This is a genomic window from Micromonospora sp. NPDC047730 (assembly GCF_043204765.1).
Taxonomy (GTDB): Bacteria; Actinomycetota; Actinomycetes; order Mycobacteriales; family Micromonosporaceae; genus Micromonospora.
On sequence record NZ_JBIDCU010000002.1, the window covers coordinates 211,258 to 230,749 of the forward strand.

Below are 19,492 nucleotides of genomic sequence, written 5' to 3' on the forward strand. Positions count from 1 at the left end.
GATACATCGCGGCGGTTACCACTCCGCGTAGAGGGTACAGAGAGGATGGCCCGTGCTCGAGTTCGCCATCCTCGGCCTCCTGCAGGAGTCTCCGATGCACGGCTACGAGCTGCGCAAGGAGCTGACCGCCAAGCTCGGAGCGATCCGGGCGGCGATCAGCTACGGCTCGCTCTACCCGACCCTGCGTCGGTTGCAGGCGGCGGGGTGGATCACCGAGGCCGCCGAGACACCCGCCACCGCCGAGGAGGTTCCCGCGCTGACCAGCCGACGAGGTCGGGTGGTCTACAAAATCACCGCGGAGGGCAAGGAACGCTTCGCCCAACTGATCGCGCAGGCCGGGCCCGAGACGTACGACGACACGGGCTTCGGCGTGCACTTCGCGTTCTTCGCCCGGACCGACCAGGCGACCCGACTCCGCATCCTGGAGGGTCGCCGGCGAAAGATCGAGGAGCGTCGCGAGGGGCTTCGCGACGTGCTCGGCCGGGCGGCCGAGCGCCTCGACGCGTACACGCTGGAACTGCAGCGCCATGGCTTGGACGCCTGTGAGCGCGAGGTCCGCTGGCTGGAGGAGCTCATCGCCAACGAGCGCTCCGGCCGTGCCCCGACGGTCCCGGAAACCGGGACGGCCGGCGGCCGACGAGAAGACAACAGCCCGCCTCCGCCTGGAGAGTCCAGGAAAGAGCGGCCGTGATGAAGAAGAAGGAGGCAGACGCTATGGGCTCCGTCCGCGTCGCCATCGTCGGTGTGGGTAACTGCGCCTCGTCCCTCGTGCAGGGCGTGGAGTACTACCGGAACGCCGACCCGAACGACCGCGTCCCGGGTCTCATGCACGTCACCTTCGGCGACTACCACGTCTCGGACGTGCAGTTCGTCGCGGCGTTCGACGTGGACGCCAAGAAGGTGGGCATGGACCTCGCCGAGGCGATCGTCGCCAGCGAGAACAACACCATCAAGCTCTGCGACGTGCCGCCGACCGGCGTGACCGTGCAGCGCGGCCCGACCTTCGACGGTCTGGGCCAGTACTACCGCGAGATCGTCGAGGAGTCCGACGCCGAGCCGGTCGACGTGGCGCAGGCGCTGCGCGACGCGCAGGTCGACGTCGTCGTCTCCTACCTGCCGGTCGGCTCCGAGCAGGCCGACAAGTTCTACGCGCAGGCCGCGATCGACGCCGGCTGTGCGTTCGTGAACGCCCTGCCGGTCTTCATCGCCTCCGACCCCGAGTGGGCGAAGAAGTTCGAGGACGCGGGCCTGCCGATCGTCGGTGACGACATCAAGAGCCAGGTCGGCGCCACCATCGTGCACCGCGCGCTGGCGAAGCTCTTCGAGGACCGCGGGGTCGAGCTGCTGCGCACGTACCAGCTCAACTTCGGCGGCAACATGGACTTCATGAACATGCTGGAGCGCAACCGGCTGGTCTCGAAGAAGATCTCGAAGACCCAGTCGGTCACGTCCCAGATCCCGCACGAGATGAGCAAGAGCGACGTGCACATCGGCCCGTCGGACCACGTGCCGTGGCTCGACGACCGCAAGTGGGCGTACATCCGCCTGGAGGGCCGCTCCTTCGGCGACACCCCGCTCAACGCCGAGCTCAAGCTCGAGGTGTGGGACTCGCCGAACTCGGCCGGCGTGATCATCGACGCCGTCCGCGCCGCGAAGATCGCGCTGGACCGGAAGATCGGCGGCCCGATCCTGTCGGCCTCGTCGTACTTCATGAAGTCCCCGCCGGTGCAGTACGCCGACCACGACGCGCACGCCGCCGTCGAGGCGTTCATCGCCGGTGACGTCGAGCGCTGACGCGCCGACCACCAGCACCACCGAAGGCCGGGTCCGCACGGACCCGGCCTTCGCCGCGTCCGGCTCTCCCACCGCCGTACGCGCGACGACCACCGGTGTCACACGGGGTCGAGCGATCGGCGACGCGCGGTTAGGCTGACCGCCGTGACGTCCGTCCCACGCCCCGGCCGCCGCCGAGCGGCACGATGGGCAATCGGCGCGGTCACCGGCACCGTGCTCCTTCCGGTCCTCGCCGGCTGCGCGGCTCCGGGCACCGGTCCAGCCTCAAGCAACAGCGCGGCGTCGGCCCTCCCGGCCACCTCTGCGGCGATCACCGAAGCCCGCTGCGTCCGCGCGGCAACCCCCGTCGCCCGCCCCGGCGAGGTCGCCCGGCCCGGTACCGCGACCGCCACGCCGAGCCGACCGGGCGGCGGACAGCCGCTGACCGACGAGCAGCGGCGCGAGGAGGAGTTCCGCCGTCAGCAGGCGGCCAACGACGCCTTCCGGCAGCGCGGCACGCTCGACGCGGAGGCGGCCAGCGGTGCCCGAGCCTGCGCGGCGGAGGTCATGCGGAGCCTCAACCTCCTGACCGTCGGTGGGCGGGACGACCCCGGGGAGGAATCCGTCCGGCGGGCTGTCGCCGCGACCGGGCTGGCCGACGTCACCGTCCGGCCGCCGGGCCGGCTCGACCTCGGCCCCGGTGACGGCCTGCTCTTCGCGGGATGGACCGGCCGGGCGTGCGTCTTCGGCAGCGTCCGGGCGGGCGACGTCGCCGTGGAGATCGGCACCCGCATCGCCGACGGCGGCTGCCTGCCCGCCCCGGGCTGACGTCGCCGGGTGCCGGCGGGCGGCTCCGCCCCAGATCAGGACCAGGCGCGTCGCACAGCGACCCGCATCAGGACCAGCCCGTCGCACGGCGGCCCAGCGTCAGGACCAGGCGCGTTGCAGGGCGACCCCGGCCTCCAGTTCGAGCAGCTTCACCTTGCGGTCCAGGCCGCCGCCGAAGCCGACCAGCTTGCCGCCCGCCCCGACGATCCGGTGGCACGGCACGAGCACCGGGATCGGGTTGCGGTTGCAGGCCACCCCGACCGCGCGGGCGGCGCCCTGGTCGCCGAGCCGCCGGGCCACCTCGCCGTAGGTGAGCGTCTCCCCGTACGGGATGCGGGTCATCTCCCGCCAGACGCCGCGCTCGAAGTCGGAACCGCCCGGCACCGCCAGCGGCACCGCGAACTCGGTCAGCTCGCCGGCGAAGTACGCCCGCAGCTCCGCCACGGCCTGCCGGGCCGTCTCGTCGCCCGGCTCCTCGTCGGCCGTGTCGACCCGGCCGAAGTGGGCCCGGCACACGTGTGTTCCGTCGGTGGCGATGGAGAACTCGCCGATCGGGGAGTCGAGCACGGTCCAGCGCATCCACCCATTGTCCCCGGCGGCCCGACACCGTCGACGGCCGGACGACGCGTGACGGCGAAGCGGTTCCGACAACCGCGTAACGCCGCATGCATCGACGACGCCGGATAGGTGGAGTTGATCTCCGCTCCGGTCCTCACCATCCGGGAGGGCCGACCCTGCGACGTGAGGACGCCATGCGATCCCATCCCCTGTCCCGCTCGATCCGACGTATCTTCGCCACCTCGACCGCCACCCTCGCCCTGCTCGGGGCCACGGCGGCGCTCGCTCCGGCCGACGCGGTGGCGGCCGGACGCACCCAGCCCGACCTGTTCGTCGATCTGCTGATGACCGACCACTACAACCCGGCGGAGGGCGAGACCTTCCGCGCGCAGATCGACGTGCGCAACGGCGGCACCGGTGAGTCCGACCCGCTCAGCGTCACTGTGTCGGTGCCGGCGGGGCTGCGTACGACGGCGCTCACGGCCACCGACGGATGGAACTGCGCGGTGGTGGATGAGGCGAGCTACACCTGCGCCCACCCGGCCCTGCCCGCCGCCGGACGGGCCCAGCGGCTCTCGCTGCCGTTCGTGGTGGCCGGCGCCCAGCCCGGCTCCCGGGTGCCGATCACCGCGACGATCGCACCGCAGCGCCAGGAGTCCGACACCACCAACAACACCAGCTCGGTCACCGTGGCGATCTCCGGGACCTGCGTCGTCCGGGGCGTGGTCTGGCACGACCTGGACCGGGACGGGCAGCGCGACGAGGGTGAGCCGGGCATCGGCGCCGGCCCGGACGGCGTGCTCAGCGTCCGGGTCGGGGCCCGGCAGAACCAGACCACCGGCGGAGGCACGGCCACCGTCAACCCCGACGGCACGTGGTCGCTGACCACCCGTACCGAACTGCTCTACCTGGTCTGGGTCGAGGCTGCCGGCACGTACGGCCGCACCGCCGCCGACGTGGGTGACGACGCCACCGACTCGGACATGGTCACCACGTACCAGTCCGACCCGTACCTGCTCACCTCGAGCGCCGAGTTCTTCGCCGTGCACGGCGGCGAGTACGTGGTCGACACCGGCCTGGTCACTCGTAGCTGAGTCGGTCGCCGCCCGCCCGGAGGACGGGCGGGCGGCGCGGCTCCGGTCCCGAGCCGCCTCCGTCGGGGCTCAGAGCAGGGTGAAGCCGAGCAGCAGGGCACCGGCGCTGAGGCTGGTGCCGCCCGCGACGGTCAGCCAGATCAGCTTGTTGGGCTTCGTGTCCTGCGGCCGGGCCACCGAGAGGAAGAAGCCGAGCGGCATCAGGATCGGCGCGGCCACGAGCAGGGCGCGGATGAGCGTGCGGGTGCCGTCGGACGCGTCGGCCTGGTCGACGTAGGGCAGCACGGCCAGCGCGAAGAGGACCAGCACCCCGGCGTGCGCGTGGCCGGCGGTCCACAGGCCCCGGCGGACCGGGTTGTCGAGGTAGCCGGCCTTGCGCCGGGTCAGGTGCATGAGCAGGGTCAGCCCGCCGTACGCCACCGTGACGACGGTGATCAGCAGGATGCCGGCGGTGGTCAGGGTTGCCGAGGACATGGAAACCTCCGTCTTGTCAATGTCAAGATTGACCGCTCGCCGGAATCTTGTCAACAGCTAGATTCGTGTCGGGCGAGTTCGGCGGCACGTTGCGCCAGATCGGTACGGTGCGGGTCGTGGCCACGGGGACACTGATCTTCCTCATCATCGGCGGCGCGGGCGTCGCGGTGCTGGCGCTCGCCCTGCTCGGCGCCGAGCTGCTGCACTTCGGCAACCCGGACTTCGACGGTCCCGTGTCGGTCGAGGCGGTCGCCGGGTTCACCGGGGCGCTCGGCTTCGGCGCCGCGATCGCCAACGAGTTGCTCGGCGGGCGTACCCCCGGGATGATCGCGGTGGCGCTGGTCGGCGGCCTCGTCGCGGCCGTGCCCACCGCGTGGGCCGCGTCCCGGCTGAGCCGGGCTGCCCGCGACATGCGCACCGACCCCACCCCCACCCGCCACCACCTGGTCGGGGCGATCGGCCTGGTGGTCACCCCGGTGCCCGCCGACGGCTACGGCGAGGTCCGGGTCCGGGTGGCCGGCCAGCCGGTCAAGCTGAACGCCCGGGCCGACCGACCGATCCCGGTCGGCGCCCAGATCTTCGTGGTCGAGGCGCTCAGCGAGACCAGCGTGCACGTCGAAACCTACTGAACCCCCTCATAGCAGATCAGGACGGTCACATGCCCCTTCTCATCGCCATCGGCGGCGCGGTCCTCCTCGTCATCGTGCTCGTGCTCTTCGTCCTCTCCCGGATCAAGGTCGCCGGGCCGAACGAGGCCTTCATCGTCACCGGCCGCAAGGGCCGCACCACGCAGACCGCCGACGGCGGCCGGTCCACCGACATGTCCGGGCAGAAGGTCGTGCTCGGCGCGTCGGTCTTCGTCCTGCCGGTGGTGCAGAAGCTCCAGTCGCTCGACCTGTCCAGCCGCCGGATCGACGTCGGTATCCGGGGCGCCGTCAGCAAGCAGGGCATCCGCGCCGACCTGCACGGGGTCGCGATCGTCAAGGTCGGCGGCACCGAGGACGCGATCCGGGCCGCCGCCCAGCGCTTCCTGCACCAGCAGGACGAGATCGACAACTTCACGCGGGAGGTGCTCGCCGGCGCGCTGCGCTCGATCGTCGGCCGGCTCACCATCGAGGAGGTCATCCGGGACCGGGCGGCGTTCGCCAGCGCGGTCGCCGAGGAGGCCGAGCACTCGATGACCAACCAGGGCCTGGTGCTGGACACCTTCCAGCTCCAGGACATCCTGGCCGAGGGCTCCTACCTTCAGGACCTGGGCCGGCCGGAGGCCGCCCGGGTGCTCAAGGACGCGTCCATCGCCGAGGCCCGGGCCCGGCAGCAGGCCGAGCAGGAGCGGCTGCTCGCCGAGGAGGTGATCGCCGAGGCCAACCGGAACCTGGCGCTGAAGCAGGCCGCCATCCAGGCGGAGATCGACGCGGCCAAGGCGAAGTCCGCCGCGGCCGGGCCGCTCGCCCAGGCCGAGCGGGACCAGGCGATCCTCTCCGAGCAGCAGAAGGTGGCCGAGCGCAACGCCGAGCTCAAGCAGCGCCAGCTCGACACCGAGGTGCGCAAGCCGGCCGACGCGGCCCGGTACAAGGTGGAGCAGGAGGCCGAGGCGGCCCGCAACGCGGCCGTGCTGAACGCCGACGCGCAGCGGCAGGCCGTCATCGCCGCCGCCCAGGCCTCCGCCGAGCAGGCCCGGCTCACCGGTGAGGGCGAGCGGGCCCGCCGGGCCGCGCTGGCCGAGGCAAACGCGATCGAGGGCGCCAAGGAGGGCGAGGCCGAGCAGCGCCGCCGCTCCGCCATCGCCGAGGCGGTCGAGCGGGAGGGCCAGGCCGAGGCCGCGGCCATCCTGGCCAAGGGCCAGGCCGAGGCCGACGCGATGGCACGCAAGGCCGAGGCGTTCGCGGCGTACGGCGAGGCGGCGGTGTTGGACCTGCTGGTCAAGGTGCTGCCGCAGGTGGTCGAGGCGGCGAGCGCCCCGATCGGCGCGATCGACAAGATGACCGTCATCTCCACCGACGGCGCCTCGTCGCTGACCAAGTCGGTGGCGGGCAACGTGGCCCAGGGGCTCCAGCTCGGCAGCGACCTGACCGGGATCGACCTGGCGGGCCTGCTGGCGAAGCTCGGCTCGGCGTCGTCCGCGTCCGGCAACGGCAAGCCGTCGGTCGACGCCACGGCGGTCGAGACCCGCTGACGCCACCAGGGCAGCGGTGTGGCCGCTGTCGCGACAGGGCGCCGTCCCCGGCCGGGGGCGGCGCCCTGGTCGTGTGGCCGACTACTCGACGATGCCCTCGTCGCGGGCCCAGCGCAGTAGCTCCGCCTCGGCCTCGTCGCGGTCCAGCGGGCCGCGCTCCAGGCGCTGCTCCTTGAGGTGTTTCCAGGCCCGCCCGACGACCGGCCCCGGCGGCACGCCCAGCAGCTCCATGATCGCGTTGCCGTCCAGGTCGGGCCGGACCCTCGCCAGGTCCTCCTCGGCGGCGATCCGGGCGATCCGCTCCTCCAGCGCGTCGTAGTCCGCGGCGAGCTGGGCGGCCTTGCGCCGGTTGCGGGTGGTGCAGTCCGACCGGGTCAGCTTGTGCAGGCGCGGCAGCAGGTCGCCGGCGTCGGCGACGTAGCGGCGCACCGCCGAGTCGGTCCACTCGCCCCGGCCGTAGCCGTAGAACCGCAGGTGCAGCGCGACCAGCGCGGTGACCTTGGAGGTGATCTCCTTGGGGTAGCGCAGCGCCTTCATCCGGGCCTTCGTCAGCCGGGCCCCGACCACCTCGTGGTGGTGGAAGCTGACCCGGCCGTCCGGGCCCACCGCCTTGGTGGCCGGCTTGCCGACGTCGTGCATCAGCGCGGCCATCCGCAGGACGAAGTCCGGCCCGTCGGTCTCGTACGAGACGGCGTTGCTCACCACCGTGAGGGTGTGCTCGTAGACGTCCTTGTGCTGGGCGTGCTCGTCGATCGTGAGCTTCAGCCCGGTCAGCTCGGGCAGGAAGCGCTCGGCGAGCCCGGTGTCGACCAGCAGCCGCAGCCCGGTGATCGGGTCGGCGCCGCAGAGCAGCTTGGTGAACTCGTCGCGGATCCGCTCGGCGGTGATCCGGTCCAGGTCGGCGGCCATCAGGGCCATCGCCGCGTGGACGTCGGGGTGCACCGCGAAGCGCAGCTGGGCGGCGAACCGGGCGGCGCGCAGCATCCGCAGCGGGTCGTCGCCGAAGGACTCCCCGGGCGTGCCCGGGGTGCGGATCACCTTGGCGGCGAGGTCGTCCAGCCCGCCGTGCGGGTCGGTGAAGCGGTGCTCGGGCAGGCTGACCGCCATCGCGTTGATGGTGAAGTCGCGCCGCCGCAGGTCCTCGGCGAGGTCGGTGCCGTACTCGACGATCGGGTTGCGGCTGACCTGGTCGTACGCCTCGGCCCGGAAGGTGGTGATCTCCAGCCGCAGCCCGTCGCGCTGGCAGCCGATGGTGCCGAACTCCCGGCCGGTCTCCCAGATCGACTCGGCCCAGCCGCGCACGATGCGCAGGGTCTCGTCCGGGTGCGCGTCGGTGCAGAAGTCGAGGTCGTCGCCGAGGCGGCCGAGCAGGGCGTCGCGGACCGAGCCGCCCACCAGGTGCAGCTCGTGGCCGGCCCGCGCGAACCGGCGGCCCAGCTCGTCGGCGACCGGGGAGACCCGGAGCAGTTCGGCGACGGCGTTGCGCTGCGCGGCGGTGAGTTCGCGGCGGTCGGCGGCGTGGGGAGCGGAGGCTTCGGACATGGGAGCGCCAGACTATCGGTCCCGGCGGGGATGCGGTCCGCCGGGCGCGGGTATCGGGCAACCGTTGACTATCGTCTGTGACGTGCGGGCCCGTGCCCGGCTCGGACGTACCCCCTCTGCCTTGGAGGCGACAAGATGAGCGGCGGTCTCTACCGCAGCGCGAACGCCGCCCAGGGCGGCGCCGCGCCCGGCCGGCCGTCGGACGGCGCGACGTTCATCTCCGCCGAGCCGCTCAACCAGCCGGCCATGGAGTCGACCGCGCCTCCGCAGGAGCAGGTGGCCGAGGCCAGCGCCGCGACCAACAGCGCGGTGATGGCGATCGGCAGCCTCGTCAGCCGGGGTACGGGCTTCCTGCGCACCCTGGTGCTGACGGCCGCGCTGGGCGGCGCGCTGGTCGGTGACGCGTACACCACCGCGCAGATCCTGCCGGGGATGGTCTACGAGTTCCTGCTCGGCGGCATCCTCACCAGCGTCCTGATCCCCGTGCTGGTACGCCGGCGCAAGGCGGACGCGGACGGCGGTCAGGCGTACGCCCAGCGGCTGCTCACCCTCGCGGTGGTCACTCTGGCCGGGGCCGCGCTGCTCGCGGTGCTCGCCGCCTCCTGGCTGACTGAGCTGTACACCAGCGACAACCGCGGCACCGACTACCAGGACCTGGTCACCAACCTGTCGTACCTGATGCTGCCGATGATCTTCTTCACCGGCCTCAGCGCGCTGATCAGCGCGGTGCTCAACACCCGGGGGCACTTCGCCGCGCCGATGTGGGCGCCGATCCTGAACAACCTGGTGGTGATCGGCACCGCCGGGCTCTACATCGCGATCTTCGGCGCGGACATCATCCGGCCGGAGCAGATGACCCCCGGGCGGATCGTGCTGATCAGCGGCGGCACGCTGCTCGGCGTGGCCATCCAGGCCGCCGGTCTGCTGCCGGCGCTGCGCAAGGTCGGCTTCCGGTGGAAGCTGCGCTTCGACTTCCGCGCCCTGGGGCTGGCCGAGCTGGGCCGCCTGGGCGGGTGGATGTTCTGCTACGTCGCGGTCAGCCAGGTCGGCCTGATCGTGCTGTTCAACCTGCTGAACCGGGCGGGCGACGGCGACGCCGGCGCACTGATCTACAACAACGTCTTCCTGCTGTTGATGATGGCGCACGGCATCATCGCCGTCTCGATCATCACGGCGCTGATGCCCCGGATGAGCGCGGCCGCCGCCGACGGCCGCTACGCCGACCTCGCCGCCGACCTGTCCCGGGGCACCCGGACCGTCTCGGCGGTGCTGGCCCCGATTGCCGTCTGCTACGCCGTGCTCGCCACGCCGCTGTCGGTGGTGCTGTTCCGCTACGGCGCGTTCAGCGACGACAACGCGGCCGACACCTCGGTGGTGTTGCTGGTGGCCGCGCTCGCGCTGGTGCCGTTCGCGGTCAGCCAACTGTTCACCTTCGCCTTCTACGCGCTCCCCGACACCCGGACCCCGGCGCTGATCAACATCCCGGTGGTGGCGCTTCGGATCGGCGTCCAGATCGTCCTCTTCGCCGCCTTCGCCGCCCACTTCGCGGCCGCCGGGATGATGATCGGCAACGCCGTCTCCTACCTGGCCGCCGCGATCGCCTCCGCCTGGCTGCTCCGTCCCCGGGTCGGCCGGATCGGGCTCGGCGGGATCATGCGCACTCTCGGCCGGGTCGCGGTCGCCGCGCTCGGGGCGGCGGTGGTCGGTCTGATCGTGGTCAAGCTGCTGCCGGGCGACGACACGCCGACCCGACTGGAGGCGATCATCCAGCTCGTGGTCGGCGGCGCGGGGATCGGCGGGGCCTACCTCGGGCTCGCGATGGCGCTGCGGATCGGTGAGATCACCGAGGTCGTCGGCATGGTCCGCCGCCGACTGGGCCGCTGACGCGCCGCGCTCGGGCGCGGGCCGACGACCCTCGGATGGTCTGCACGCTCTGTGAACGAGGATCACCAGCCTGGGGATGCGCCTGTGGATAACTCCACGAATCACGGCTCAGACGCCGGACGGGCCTGTGGATAACCAGCCGTACGGCTGAGCATGGCGGCACGGTCGGAGGGAACCCGGGGGCGTCGGCGTCGCCGCCACACAGGTCAACCCCTCCGGCGAGCACTTGCGGTCAACGTCTAGATTGGTTAGTACATGTGCCAGCAACGTGGCTGACAACGGTCGCAACCGGACAAGTTGATCGCCGGCCGGCAGCCCGACCCGGGAGCGGCGCGAAGATGACATGTCGGGGAGACCGCCAACCCGGGTAAGGTCGCTCTCGACGGGTACGGCAGGCGCCGACGCTCCGCGTCGACACCGGTCGGCCGGTTCCTTCGAAGGCAGAGCGGGAAGCCACATGCCCAGCAGCGCGGGTCCATCGATCGACACGATCACCGAGGGAGGACGGGTGACCCAGGTCGGCGAGGGTCAGGAGGCGGAGGAGAGCGCTCCGCACGTCATGACCTTCGGTGCTCCCACGGCCGGTGAGATCCTCGCCGAGCGTTACGAGCTGGTCGAGCACATCAACAACGACAGCGCGGGTCGGCTGGTCTGGCGGGGCGTCGACGTCATCCTCCGCCGTCCCGTCGCGGTCGTGCTGCGCTACCCGGGTGGCGACTCCGCCACCGAGATGCTCCAGGGCGCCGTCGCGGCGAGCCGGGTCATCCACCCCAACCTGGTCGGCGTCTACGACGCGATCGACGAGGCCGAGCGGGCGTACGTGGTGCGCGAGTGGGTCGACGGGCGGTCCCTGCGCGAGCTGGTCGCCGACGGCCCGCTGGACCCGGCCCGGGCCACCACCATCGGCAACGCCGTCGCGAGCGCCCTCGCCGCCGTGCACGCCACCGACATGGTGCACGGCAACGTCCACCCCGGCACGGTGATGATCAGTGACGACGGCCGGGTGGTGCTGGCCGACGCGCGTACCGACGGCGACGACAGCCAGCAGAGCGACGTGCGCGCGATCGGCGGGGTCCTCTACTTCGCCCTGACCGGGCACTGGCCGCACGCCGAGGCCCCGCTGCGCGGCGCCACCGCCGGCCACGGCCGGGCCGCCATCCCCGACGCCGTCCGCGACGCCGCCGGCGCGATCGCCGCGCCCCGGCAGGTCCGGGCGGGCGTGCCGGCGTACCTCGACGACCTCACCATGGACCTGCTCGACGCCGAGATCGCGCCGCCCTCGTCGGACGTGCTCGCCGCCGAGCTGGCCCGCCTGGACGTGCCGGCCGACGAGCAGTTCCTGGACAACACCGGCCCGCTGCGCTTCGCCGCCGACACCGCCGACGAGCCGTCCCCGCTGGCCGCAGCCGGCGGTCGCAAGGTCGCCATCGGCATCGCCGGCCTGCTGGCAGTCGCCCTGGTGGGCCTGCTGATCGGCATCAGCGCGCTGGGCGGGGGCGACGAGAGCCCACAGACCCCGGTGGCCGCGCCCTCGTCGAACGCGCCCGGCGGCGACGCCACCCCGGCCGCCACCACGGTGCGGGAGCTGAAGATCAGCGGTGCCCGGATCATCGATCCGGACGGCGACCGCACGGAACTCCGCAACGCCGACCGGGTGTACGACGGCGACGAGGACAAGGGCTGGGAGACCCAGACCTACGAGAACCGCCCCAACTTCGGCAATCTGAAGAAGGGCATGGGCGTCTGGGTCGACCTGGGCGAGGAGCACACCGTCAAGTCGGTGCAGGTGTTGCTCTCCGCCCGAGGCGCCTCCGCCCGGCTTCTCACGGGGACCTCCAACCCCCCCTCGTCGGCCTCCGGCGACGCCCAGCTCGTCGCGGAGTACAAGACGCCGATCGGGCAGCCGTTCGAGGAGCACGACGGCACCAAGATGACCTTCAACGGCTTCGACGCCGACAAGAAGTACCGCTACCTGCTGCTCTGGATCACCGAGCTGCCGCCGAGCGAGCGCGGCTACAAGGTCGGCGTCCAGGAGATCACGGTCCAGGGATCGTGAGCCGGCCGCCGCGCCCAGGGCACCGCACCCGCCGGACGTGGTGATGGGCGTACGCGGGGAGCGGACGAGCGGTGGACCGGTGGGCGGAGCGAGCGGCCCACCGGTCGCGTCGTCGGTGCCGCCGGCCGGGCCGACGGACCTGGAACTCCTGCACGCCCACGTGGCGGGTGACCGGGACGCCTTCGCCGAGCTGTTCCACCGGCACCGCGACCGCCTCTGGGCGGTGGCGCTGCGGACGCTCGGCGACCGCGAGGAGGCCGCCGACGCCCTCCAGGACGCGCTGCTGTCCGCCCACCGCGCCGCCGGCCGGTTCCGGGGCGACTCGGCGGTCACCACCTGGCTGCACCGGATCGTCGTGAACGCCTGCCTGGACCGGATCCGGCGCCGGCAGGCGCATCCCACGGTTCCGCTGCCGGACGGTGTCCGGGACGGCGGCTCCGAATCCGCCACGGGCGGCGTCGAGCCGGCGGCTCCCGTCCACGACCACGACACGGCGCTGGTGGTCCGTCAGGCACTCGCCGGGCTGCCGGCCGAGCAACGATCGGCGCTGATCCTGGTGGATGTGCAGGGCTACCCGGTGGCCGAGGTGGCCAGGATCCTCGGCGTCGCCGAGGGCACGGTCAAGAGCCGGTGCGCCCGGGGCCGGGCCCGCCTCGCAACGCAGCTCGGGCACCTGCGCCCCCGGCCCGCCCCGCAGCAGTCCGAGCCGCCGGGCCCCGCCCCGCAGCGGCAGGAATCGCCGCAGCCCGCCCCGGCGGCGGGCCCCAACGTGCCGGCCGTCACCGAAGGGAACCCGCGACCGCCCGAGGGCGTCCGATCGGGGTCGGGACGGTCCCGGCGGGATGCCCACCAGGAGGACGCGTGACGGCCGGGGGGTTCGGAGAGGTCGACCACGACCTGCTCGCCGACTACGTCGGCGGGGCGCTGGACGGCACCCCGGACGAAGCACGCGTCGCCCGCCTAGTCGACGAGGACGCGGCCTGGGCGGAGGCGTACGCGCTGCTCGCCCCGGCCCTGGCAAGCGTCCGGGCCGACCTGGCCGCCGCCTGGGCCGGCCCCGCCCCCGAGATGCCCACGGACGTCACCGACCGGCTCGTCGCGGCCCTGGCCAACGCCCCCGCGCCCGACTCCGGCCCGCTCGACCCGACGCCGGCCCGCTCCGATCTGGTGCATCCCGAGCCACACGACTCCGAGCCGGCCCGCTCCGAGGCCGTCGGCTCCCCCTCCGGGGGCGGCGACGCGGTGCCGGCCGACGAACCGGGAACGGGCAGGTCGGGCGGGGTTGTGCCGGCGCAGCCGCTCGGCGGGTCCGCGCGGCGCCCTGCCGGCGTACCCCGCTCGGAGCCCGGCCGGGGCGCGACCACGGGGCCGGGCCGACGGCGCCGCCGCTGGTCCCGGCTGGCCGGCCCGGTCGCGCTCGCCGCGGCGTCGATCGCGGCGGTCGGGCTGGGCATCGGCCAGTTCACCGGGGAGCAGGGGGACGGCGCCGCGGACACGGCGTTGTCCCGGCCGACCAGACCGGAGGTCGCCGGCCCCGCCGGCACGCCATTCCGGGCGGGCGAGCCCACACTCCGCAGTGGGAGGGACTACAAACCCGAGTCCCTGGCCGACGTCTCGCCGACGATGAGGGCACAGCAGTTCAGCGCCGGCCCCCGGCCCGATGCCCAGGCGGAGGGTGGGCGGCTGCCCGGCGACGTGGTCGGCCTCGACCGGCTCACCGACCCGGCCTCGCTGAGCGACTGCATCGACGAGATCGGCGCCGAGCACGGCGGCGGGCCGCTGGTGGTCGAGGTGGTCGACTACGCCCGGTTCCAGGGCCGCCCAGCGCTGGTCGTCCGGTTCACCGACAACAGCGGCGCCCACTGGGCCTGGGTGAGCGGACCGGATTGCGGGGTGCCCGGATCCGGCTCGGACAGCCGCTACCGCACGCGGGTAGGGTGAATTCGCGGCCACCGGACGTTTGACCGTCCACGTGACCTGACCCACCGGATGACCGGCTCGGGAATCCCCGGTTCCTACGATGACGTTCTGCACATCAGACTGCCGGCACCGCGAGGGGCGTCGGCATCGGATCGGCATCGGTGCGCGCGCCGATGGCGAACAACACCTATCGGGAGACGGCAGTGGACGAGGTCCGCAACCTGATCATCATCGGCTCCGGGCCGGCCGGTTACACGGCGGCGGTCTACGCGGCGCGCGCCAACCTCAAGCCGCTCATCATCGAGGGCGTGCAGTCCGGCGGCGCGCTGATGACGACGACCGAGGTGGAGAACTTCCCCGGTTTCGCCGACGGCATCCTCGGCCCCGAGCTGATGGACAACATGCGCAAGCAGGCCGAGCGGTTCGGCGCGGAGTTCCTCACCGACGACGTGACGCGGGTGGAGCTGAAGGACACCGGCAGCGTCGGCTCCGACGCGGTCAGCACCGTCTGGGTGGGTCAGACCGCCTACCGGGCGAGGGCCGTCATCCTCAGCACCGGCTCGGCGTGGCGTCCGCTGGGCGTCCCCGGCGAGCAGGAGTACCTGGGCCACGGTGTCTCGTCCTGCGCCACCTGCGACGGCTTCTTCTTCCGCAACCAGCACATCGTGGTCGTCGGCGGCGGTGACTCGGCGATGGAGGAGGCCAGCTTCCTCACCCGGTTCGCCGAGTCGGTCACCATCATCCACCGCCGGGACTCCTTCCGGGCCAGCAAGATCATGGCCGAGCGGGCGCTGGGCAACGAAAAGATCAAGGTCGAGTGGAACACCGTGGTCGAGGAGATCCTCGGCGACGACGGCAAGGTCTCGGGCGTACGGGTGCGCAACACGCACACCGGCGAGTCCAAGGTCCTCGACGTCACCGGCGTCTTCGTGGCCATCGGCCACGACCCGCGCAGCGAGCTCTTCCGGGGTCAGGTGGAGCTGGACGACGAGGGCTACGTGAAGGTCCAGTCGCCGAGCACCCGGACCAGCGTGCCCGGTGTCTTCGCCGCCGGTGACCTGGTGGACCACACCTACCGGCAGGCCATCACCGCCGCCGGTACGGGCTGCGCCGCCGCGCTGGACGCCGAGCGCTTCATCGCCACGCTGCAGGGCTGAACAACCGAAAACTCCGGAGGAGGGTCATAGTGGGAGCAACGAAGTCGGTCACCGACGCGAGTTTCGCCGCCGACGTGCTGAAGTCCGACAAGCCGGTTCTGGTGGACTTCTGGGCCGAGTGGTGCGGGCCGTGCCGCAAGGTGTCGCCGCTGCTGGAGGAGATCGCCGGCGAGATGGGCGACCAGGTCACCATCGTCAAGCTCAACATCGACGAGAACCCGGAGACCGCCCGCGCGTACCGGGTGATGTCCGTCCCGACCCTCACCGTGTTCAAGAACGGCGAGCCGGTGCAGTCGATCGCCGGCGCCAAGCCGAAGGGTGAGCTGGTCAGGCTCATCGAATCGGCGCTCTGATCTGCACGTACGCACGTCGACCCCGTACCCGGTCCGCCCGGGGGACGGGGTCGACGTCTTTTCCCGGCGCGCCCACCTGAGGTCCCCGGAACGCATAACCTCAACCCCGGGGCCGCCCGGCCAGCCAGCGTCCGTGCAGAGGGGGTCGTGCGTGCGTCCGATCCGACCCGGTGACCGTGGACCCGCGGTCACCGAGATCCGTACGGTGCTGACCGGCCTCGACCTGCTCGCGCCGATGGCACCCGACGTCGACGAGTTCGACGCCCACACCGAACGGGCCGTCCGGGCCTTCCAGCAGTCCCGGGGGCTCAGCGTGGACGGCCGGGTCGGCGCGGAGACCTGGCGGGCCCTGGACGCCGCCCGCTGGCGGCTCGGCGCCCGCACCCTCTACCACTCGGTCCCCGAGCCGCTCACCGGCGAGGACGTCCGGTCGCTCCAGGAACGACTGCTGGAGATGGGGTACGACGTGGGTCGCGCGGACGCGATCTACGGCGTACGGACCTCGCGGGCGGTCGCCCAGTTCCAGCGCGAGGTCGGGCTGACGCCCGACGGCTCGTGCGGGCCGCACACCATGAACGCGCTGCGCCGGCTCGGGCGCAAGGTCGTCGGCGGGCGGCCGCAGTGGCTGCGCGAGTCCGACGCCATCCGGCAGTCCGGCCCGACGCTGGTGGGGCGGACCGTGGTCGTCGACCCCGGTCACGGGGGCACCGACCCGGGCGTGGTGGTGCCGGACGGGCGGCTGCGGTGGACCGAGGCGGACCTGGTGCACGACCTGGCCAGCCGGCTGGAGGGCCGGCTCGCCGCCTCCGGCGTCCGGGTGCAGCTCACCCGCGGGCCGGCCCCGGAGGACTGCCTGCCGGACGTCGACCGGGCCGGGCTGGCCAACTCGCTCGGGGCCGACGTGTTCATCTCGCTGCACCTCGACGGGCACGCCAACCCGGCGGCCGAGGGCGTCGCGACCTACCACTACGGCACCGACAACGGGGTCACCTCGGCGACCGGGGAACGGCTCGCCGGGCTCGTGCAGCGGGAGATCGTCGCCCGTACCGGGCTGCGCGACTGCCGTACGCACGCGAAGGCGTGGGACCTGCTCCGGCTGACCCGGATGCCGGCCGTACGCGTCGAGGTCGGCTACCTCACCTCGCCCGGCGACCGGGCCCGGCTGGTCGACCCCCGGTTCCGGGACCTGGTGGCCGAGGCCATCGTGGCCGCGGTGCAGCGGATGTTCTTCCCCGTGGAGCGGGACGTGCCCACCGGCTCGATCGACGTGAGCGAGCTGCGGGCGGTCGTGGCCGCCGGCACGGTGGTGGACTGAACGGCGGTCGGCGCGGTCGCGGACGGGCGGGCGTGGGCCGGGCAGCGGCCCGATGGTGTCGTGGACCGGGTGGGCGGTCGGCGTGGTCAGCCGGCGGTGGAGCGGGTGGCGGGGGCCGGGCGGACCGGGCGGAGCAGCGTCTCGGGGCTCATCGAGCCGAGCAGCTTCTCCAGCGCGTACTCGACGTCGGACTTCCAGCTCAGGGCCGTGCGCAGCTCCAGCCGGAGGCGGGGGAAGCGCGGGTGCGGGCGGACCGTCTTGAAGCCCACGGAGAGGAAGAAGTCGGCCGGGGCGACGCAGGTGCCGGCCGGGTCCGCCGCGTCACCGAACTTCGCGTCGCCGAACGCCTCGATCGCCTTGATGCCGCGCTTGGTGAGATCCCGGGCGACCCCCTGGACCAGCATCCGGCCCAGCCCGCCACCGGCGAAGGCGGGCACCACGTTGGCCGTCATCAGCAGCGCCGCGTCGGCCGAGACCGGGGAGGTGGGGAACGCCATCGAGCGGGGCACGTAGGCCGGCGGGGCGTACAGGACGTAGCCGGCCGGCATGCCGTCGACGTAGACGAGCTTGCCGCAGGACCCCCACTCCAGCAGCGTCTGCGAGACCCATGCCTCCTTCTCCAGCCCCGGGTCGCCTGCGGCGCAGGCCCGGTCCGCCGAAACCGGGTCAAGCTCCCAGTAGACGCACTGCCGGCACGGACGGGGCACGTCCTCCAGGGTGTCGAGGGTCAAGCTGACCAGACGTCGCGACATTGGCGCATCCCCACATTAGGCTCGGAGGTGAGACCGGCACGGAACGACAACGCCGCCTTCCTGCCCCCGACGAGCGATCGTACGCCGGTTCCGGACGCCACGGGAGGGGACGCACGAATGACCACCTCCGGGAGGGCCACCGGTGGTCCGCGATGTGGACGCTGGTCACGTCGTAGCGGCCTTCCTGGCAGGGGCGACTAGGATCGACACCCGGCGTCCCGCGTCGCCATGGTCGCCGGTGTCCCGGGTACGCCGGGGCGGGATCCACCCGAGCAGCCATCGAGGTGATGTCATGACCGGCACGACGCTCGACGACTACACCGACCGGTACGCCCGCCGTGTGCGGGGCATGACCGCCTCGGAGATCCGCGCGCTCTTCGCGGTGGCCAGCCGGCCGGAGGTGGTCTCGCTCGCCGGCGGCGCTCCCTACATCGCGGCGCTGCCACTCGACGCCGTCGGTGAGATGCTCGGCCGGCTCGGCGCCGAGCACGGTGTCACCACCCTCCAGTACGGCATCGGTCAGGGCACCCTGGAGCTGCGCGAGCGGATCTGCGAGGTGATGGCGCTCTCCGGCATCGACGCCGCCTGCGGCGCCTCCCCGGAGGACGTGGTCGTCACCGTCGGTGGGCAGCAGGCGCTCGACCTGGTGGCCCGGCTCTTCCTCGACCCGGGTGACGTGGTGCTCGCCGAGGGCCCGACCTACGTCGGCGCGCTCGGGGTGTTCCAGGCCGCCCAGGCGCAGGTGGTGCACGTGCCGATGGACGACGACGGGCTGGTCCCGGAGGCGCTGGAGGCGGCCATCACCGAGCAGGCGCGCGCCGGCCGCCGGGTGAAGTTCCTCTACACCATCCCCACCTACCAGAACCCGACCGGCGTGACGCTCACCGAGGAGCGGCGGGAACGGGTGCTCGACATCTGCGAGCGCGCCGGCCTCCTGGTGGTCGAGGACGACCCGTACGGTCAGCTGGGCTTCGAGGGGGACGCGCCCGCGCCGCTGCGCGCGCGGCGCCGCGACGGGGTCTTCTACCTCAGCACCTTCTCCAAGACCTTCGCCCCGGGCCTGCGGGTGGGCTGGATCCTGGCGCCGCACGCCGTCCGCGACAAGCTGGTGATCGCCAGCGAGGCGCAGATCCTCTGCCCCAGCGGCTACGCACAGGCCGCCGTCTCCACCTACCTCGGCACCATGCCCTGGCGGGAGCAGCTCAAGGTCTACCGCGAGGTCTACCGGGAACGGCGCGACGCGATGCTCGCCGCGCTGGAGGACCTGATGCCGGCGGGCACCACCTGGACGACGCCGGGCGGCGGCCTCTTCGTCTGGGCGACCCTCCCCGACGGCCTCGACTCGAAGGCGATGATGCCGCGGGCCATCGCCGCGCGTGTGGCGTACGTGCCGGGCACCGGCTTCTACGCCGACGGCACGGGTAGCGGCAACATGCGGCTCAACTTCTCCTTCCCGCCCCCGGAGCGGATCCGCGAGGGTGTGCGCCGGCTGGCCGGCGTCATGGAGCAGGACATCGCCATGCGGCGGGTGTTCGGCGCGGTCGGCCGCCCCGGATCGCGGCGGGGGCAGGCCGGCTCGGACACGCCGGGTCCCGACTTGGCATGATTCC

General features: G+C 72.9%; 18 protein-coding genes. 14 read left to right on the forward strand and 4 right to left on the reverse strand.

All coding sequences use genetic code 11. The features are described from left to right. Positions 1–52 precede the first annotated feature (52 nt). The 3 genes from ACGF5G_RS06445 to ACGF5G_RS06455 all read left to right on the forward strand — a co-directional run bounded on the left by ACGF5G_RS06445 (position 53) and on the right by ACGF5G_RS06455 (position 2,601). Positions 53–691: a PadR family transcriptional regulator gene (locus ACGF5G_RS06445; protein WP_393259509.1), complete on the forward strand. Its 639-nt coding sequence runs from the start codon at positions 53–55 to the stop codon at positions 689–691. 23 nt (positions 692–714) lie between these two features. Then, on the forward strand, positions 715–1,794 hold the full coding sequence (locus ACGF5G_RS06450; RefSeq protein ID WP_393259510.1) for an inositol-3-phosphate synthase: 1,080 nt from the start codon (positions 715–717) through the stop codon (positions 1,792–1,794). A gap of 144 nt (positions 1,795–1,938) precedes the next feature. Continuing rightward, positions 1,939–2,601 carry a hypothetical protein gene (locus tag ACGF5G_RS06455; protein WP_393259512.1) on the forward strand — a complete coding sequence of 221 codons (663 nt, stop codon included), beginning with the start codon at positions 1,939–1,941 and terminating at the stop codon, positions 2,599–2,601. Between the two features lie 99 nt (positions 2,602–2,700). Here the strand turns inward: ACGF5G_RS06455 and ACGF5G_RS06460 are convergent, their stop codons facing one another. Further along, complete coding sequence (locus ACGF5G_RS06460) at positions 2,701–3,180, reverse strand: methylated-DNA--[protein]-cysteine S-methyltransferase (RefSeq protein ID WP_393259513.1); 480 nt, start codon at positions 3,178–3,180, stop codon at positions 2,701–2,703. 173 nt (positions 3,181–3,353) lie between these two features. Here ACGF5G_RS06460 and ACGF5G_RS06465 point away from each other — a divergent pair, with 173 nt between their 5' ends. Then, complete coding sequence (locus ACGF5G_RS06465) at positions 3,354–4,253, forward strand: SdrD B-like domain-containing protein (RefSeq protein WP_393259515.1); 900 nt, start codon at positions 3,354–3,356, stop codon at positions 4,251–4,253. Positions 4,254–4,322: 69 nt separating this feature from the next. Here the strand turns inward: ACGF5G_RS06465 and ACGF5G_RS06470 are convergent, their stop codons facing one another. After that, positions 4,323–4,727, reverse strand: coding sequence for a hypothetical protein (locus ACGF5G_RS06470; protein ID WP_393259517.1), 405 nt, complete (start codon positions 4,725–4,727; stop codon positions 4,323–4,325). Positions 4,728–4,834: 107 nt separating this feature from the next. Here ACGF5G_RS06470 and ACGF5G_RS06475 point away from each other — a divergent pair, with 107 nt between their 5' ends. After that, complete coding sequence (locus ACGF5G_RS06475; protein ID WP_393260638.1) at positions 4,835–5,356, forward strand: hypothetical protein; 522 nt, start codon at positions 4,835–4,837, stop codon at positions 5,354–5,356. Positions 5,357–5,385: 29 nt separating this feature from the next. After that, complete coding sequence (locus tag ACGF5G_RS06480; RefSeq protein WP_393259519.1) at positions 5,386–6,903, forward strand: flotillin family protein; 1,518 nt, start codon at positions 5,386–5,388, stop codon at positions 6,901–6,903. A gap of 81 nt (positions 6,904–6,984) precedes the next feature. On the opposite strand, the gene ACGF5G_RS06485 is transcribed toward ACGF5G_RS06480, so the two are convergent. Beyond that, positions 6,985–8,445, reverse strand: coding sequence for a CCA tRNA nucleotidyltransferase (locus ACGF5G_RS06485; protein ID WP_393259521.1), 1,461 nt, complete (start codon positions 8,443–8,445; stop codon positions 6,985–6,987). Positions 8,446–8,580: 135 nt separating this feature from the next. Between ACGF5G_RS06485 and murJ the strand changes: the two genes are divergently transcribed. From murJ to ACGF5G_RS06520, 7 genes are all read left to right on the forward strand, one after another. Then, entirely contained in the window at positions 8,581–10,329 is a 1,749-nt protein-coding gene (gene murJ, locus ACGF5G_RS06490; protein WP_393259522.1) for a murein biosynthesis integral membrane protein MurJ, read from the forward strand. A 457-nt stretch (positions 10,330–10,786) separates the two neighbouring features. Then, a complete protein-coding gene (locus ACGF5G_RS06495; protein WP_393259524.1) occupies positions 10,787–12,385 on the forward strand; it encodes a protein kinase family protein in 1,599 nt (532 codons plus the stop codon). A 43-nt stretch (positions 12,386–12,428) separates the two neighbouring features. Continuing rightward, positions 12,429–13,250 (forward strand): RNA polymerase sigma factor SigM, encoded by an 822-nt coding sequence (sigM, locus tag ACGF5G_RS06500; protein ID WP_393259526.1) that lies wholly within the window; start codon positions 12,429–12,431, stop codon positions 13,248–13,250. Further along, a complete protein-coding gene (locus ACGF5G_RS06505) occupies positions 13,247–14,326 on the forward strand; it encodes a hypothetical protein (protein ID WP_393259527.1) in 1,080 nt (359 codons plus the stop codon). The genes sigM and ACGF5G_RS06505 overlap by 4 nt, the downstream gene beginning before the upstream one ends. 182 nt (positions 14,327–14,508) lie before the next feature. After that, entirely contained in the window at positions 14,509–15,462 is a 954-nt protein-coding gene (trxB, locus tag ACGF5G_RS06510) for a thioredoxin-disulfide reductase (RefSeq protein ID WP_393260640.1), read from the forward strand. A gap of 29 nt (positions 15,463–15,491) precedes the next feature. After that, complete coding sequence (trxA, locus tag ACGF5G_RS06515) at positions 15,492–15,815, forward strand: thioredoxin (protein WP_132235478.1); 324 nt, start codon at positions 15,492–15,494, stop codon at positions 15,813–15,815. 151 nt (positions 15,816–15,966) lie between these two features. Further along, the gene (locus tag ACGF5G_RS06520; protein ID WP_393259529.1) at positions 15,967–17,130 is read left to right on the forward strand and encodes an N-acetylmuramoyl-L-alanine amidase; all 1,164 of its coding nucleotides are present in this window, start codon (positions 15,967–15,969) and stop codon (positions 17,128–17,130) included. Between the two features lie 86 nt (positions 17,131–17,216). Here the strand turns inward: ACGF5G_RS06520 and ACGF5G_RS06525 are convergent, their stop codons facing one another. Further along, complete coding sequence (locus ACGF5G_RS06525; protein ID WP_357450258.1) at positions 17,217–17,882, reverse strand: GNAT family N-acetyltransferase; 666 nt, start codon at positions 17,880–17,882, stop codon at positions 17,217–17,219. Positions 17,883–18,174: 292 nt separating this feature from the next. Here ACGF5G_RS06525 and ACGF5G_RS06530 point away from each other — a divergent pair, with 292 nt between their 5' ends. After that, complete coding sequence (locus tag ACGF5G_RS06530; RefSeq protein ID WP_393259531.1) at positions 18,175–19,488, forward strand: PLP-dependent aminotransferase family protein; 1,314 nt, start codon at positions 18,175–18,177, stop codon at positions 19,486–19,488. Positions 19,489–19,492 lie beyond the last annotated feature (4 nt).

What these genes read in the sequence shown, in the direction of transcription:
- ACGF5G_RS06450 (WP_393259510.1), top strand. Translation starts at nt 715, where the DNA reads ATGGGCTCCGTCCGCGTCGCCATCGTCGGTGTGGGTAACTGCGCCTCG.
- ACGF5G_RS06460 (WP_393259513.1), bottom strand. Translation starts at nt 3,180, where the DNA reads ATGCGCTGGACCGTGCTCGACTCCCCGATCGGCGAGTTCTCCATCGCC.
- ACGF5G_RS06465 (WP_393259515.1), top strand. Translation starts at nt 3,354, where the DNA reads ATGCGATCCCATCCCCTGTCCCGCTCGATCCGACGTATCTTCGCCACC.
- ACGF5G_RS06470 (WP_393259517.1), bottom strand. Translation starts at nt 4,727, where the DNA reads ATGTCCTCGGCAACCCTGACCACCGCCGGCATCCTGCTGATCACCGTC.
- ACGF5G_RS06480 (WP_393259519.1), top strand. Translation starts at nt 5,386, where the DNA reads ATGCCCCTTCTCATCGCCATCGGCGGCGCGGTCCTCCTCGTCATCGTG.
- ACGF5G_RS06485 (WP_393259521.1), bottom strand. Translation starts at nt 8,445, where the DNA reads ATGTCCGAAGCCTCCGCTCCCCACGCCGCCGACCGCCGCGAACTCACC.
- murJ (WP_393259522.1), top strand. Translation starts at nt 8,581, where the DNA reads ATGAGCGGCGGTCTCTACCGCAGCGCGAACGCCGCCCAGGGCGGCGCC.
- ACGF5G_RS06495 (WP_393259524.1), top strand. Translation starts at nt 10,787, where the DNA reads ATGCCCAGCAGCGCGGGTCCATCGATCGACACGATCACCGAGGGAGGA.
- sigM (WP_393259526.1), top strand. Translation starts at nt 12,429, where the DNA reads ATGGGCGTACGCGGGGAGCGGACGAGCGGTGGACCGGTGGGCGGAGCG.
- ACGF5G_RS06525 (WP_357450258.1), bottom strand. Translation starts at nt 17,882, where the DNA reads ATGTCGCGACGTCTGGTCAGCTTGACCCTCGACACCCTGGAGGACGTG.
- ACGF5G_RS06530 (WP_393259531.1), top strand. Translation starts at nt 18,175, where the DNA reads ATGACCGGCACGACGCTCGACGACTACACCGACCGGTACGCCCGCCGT.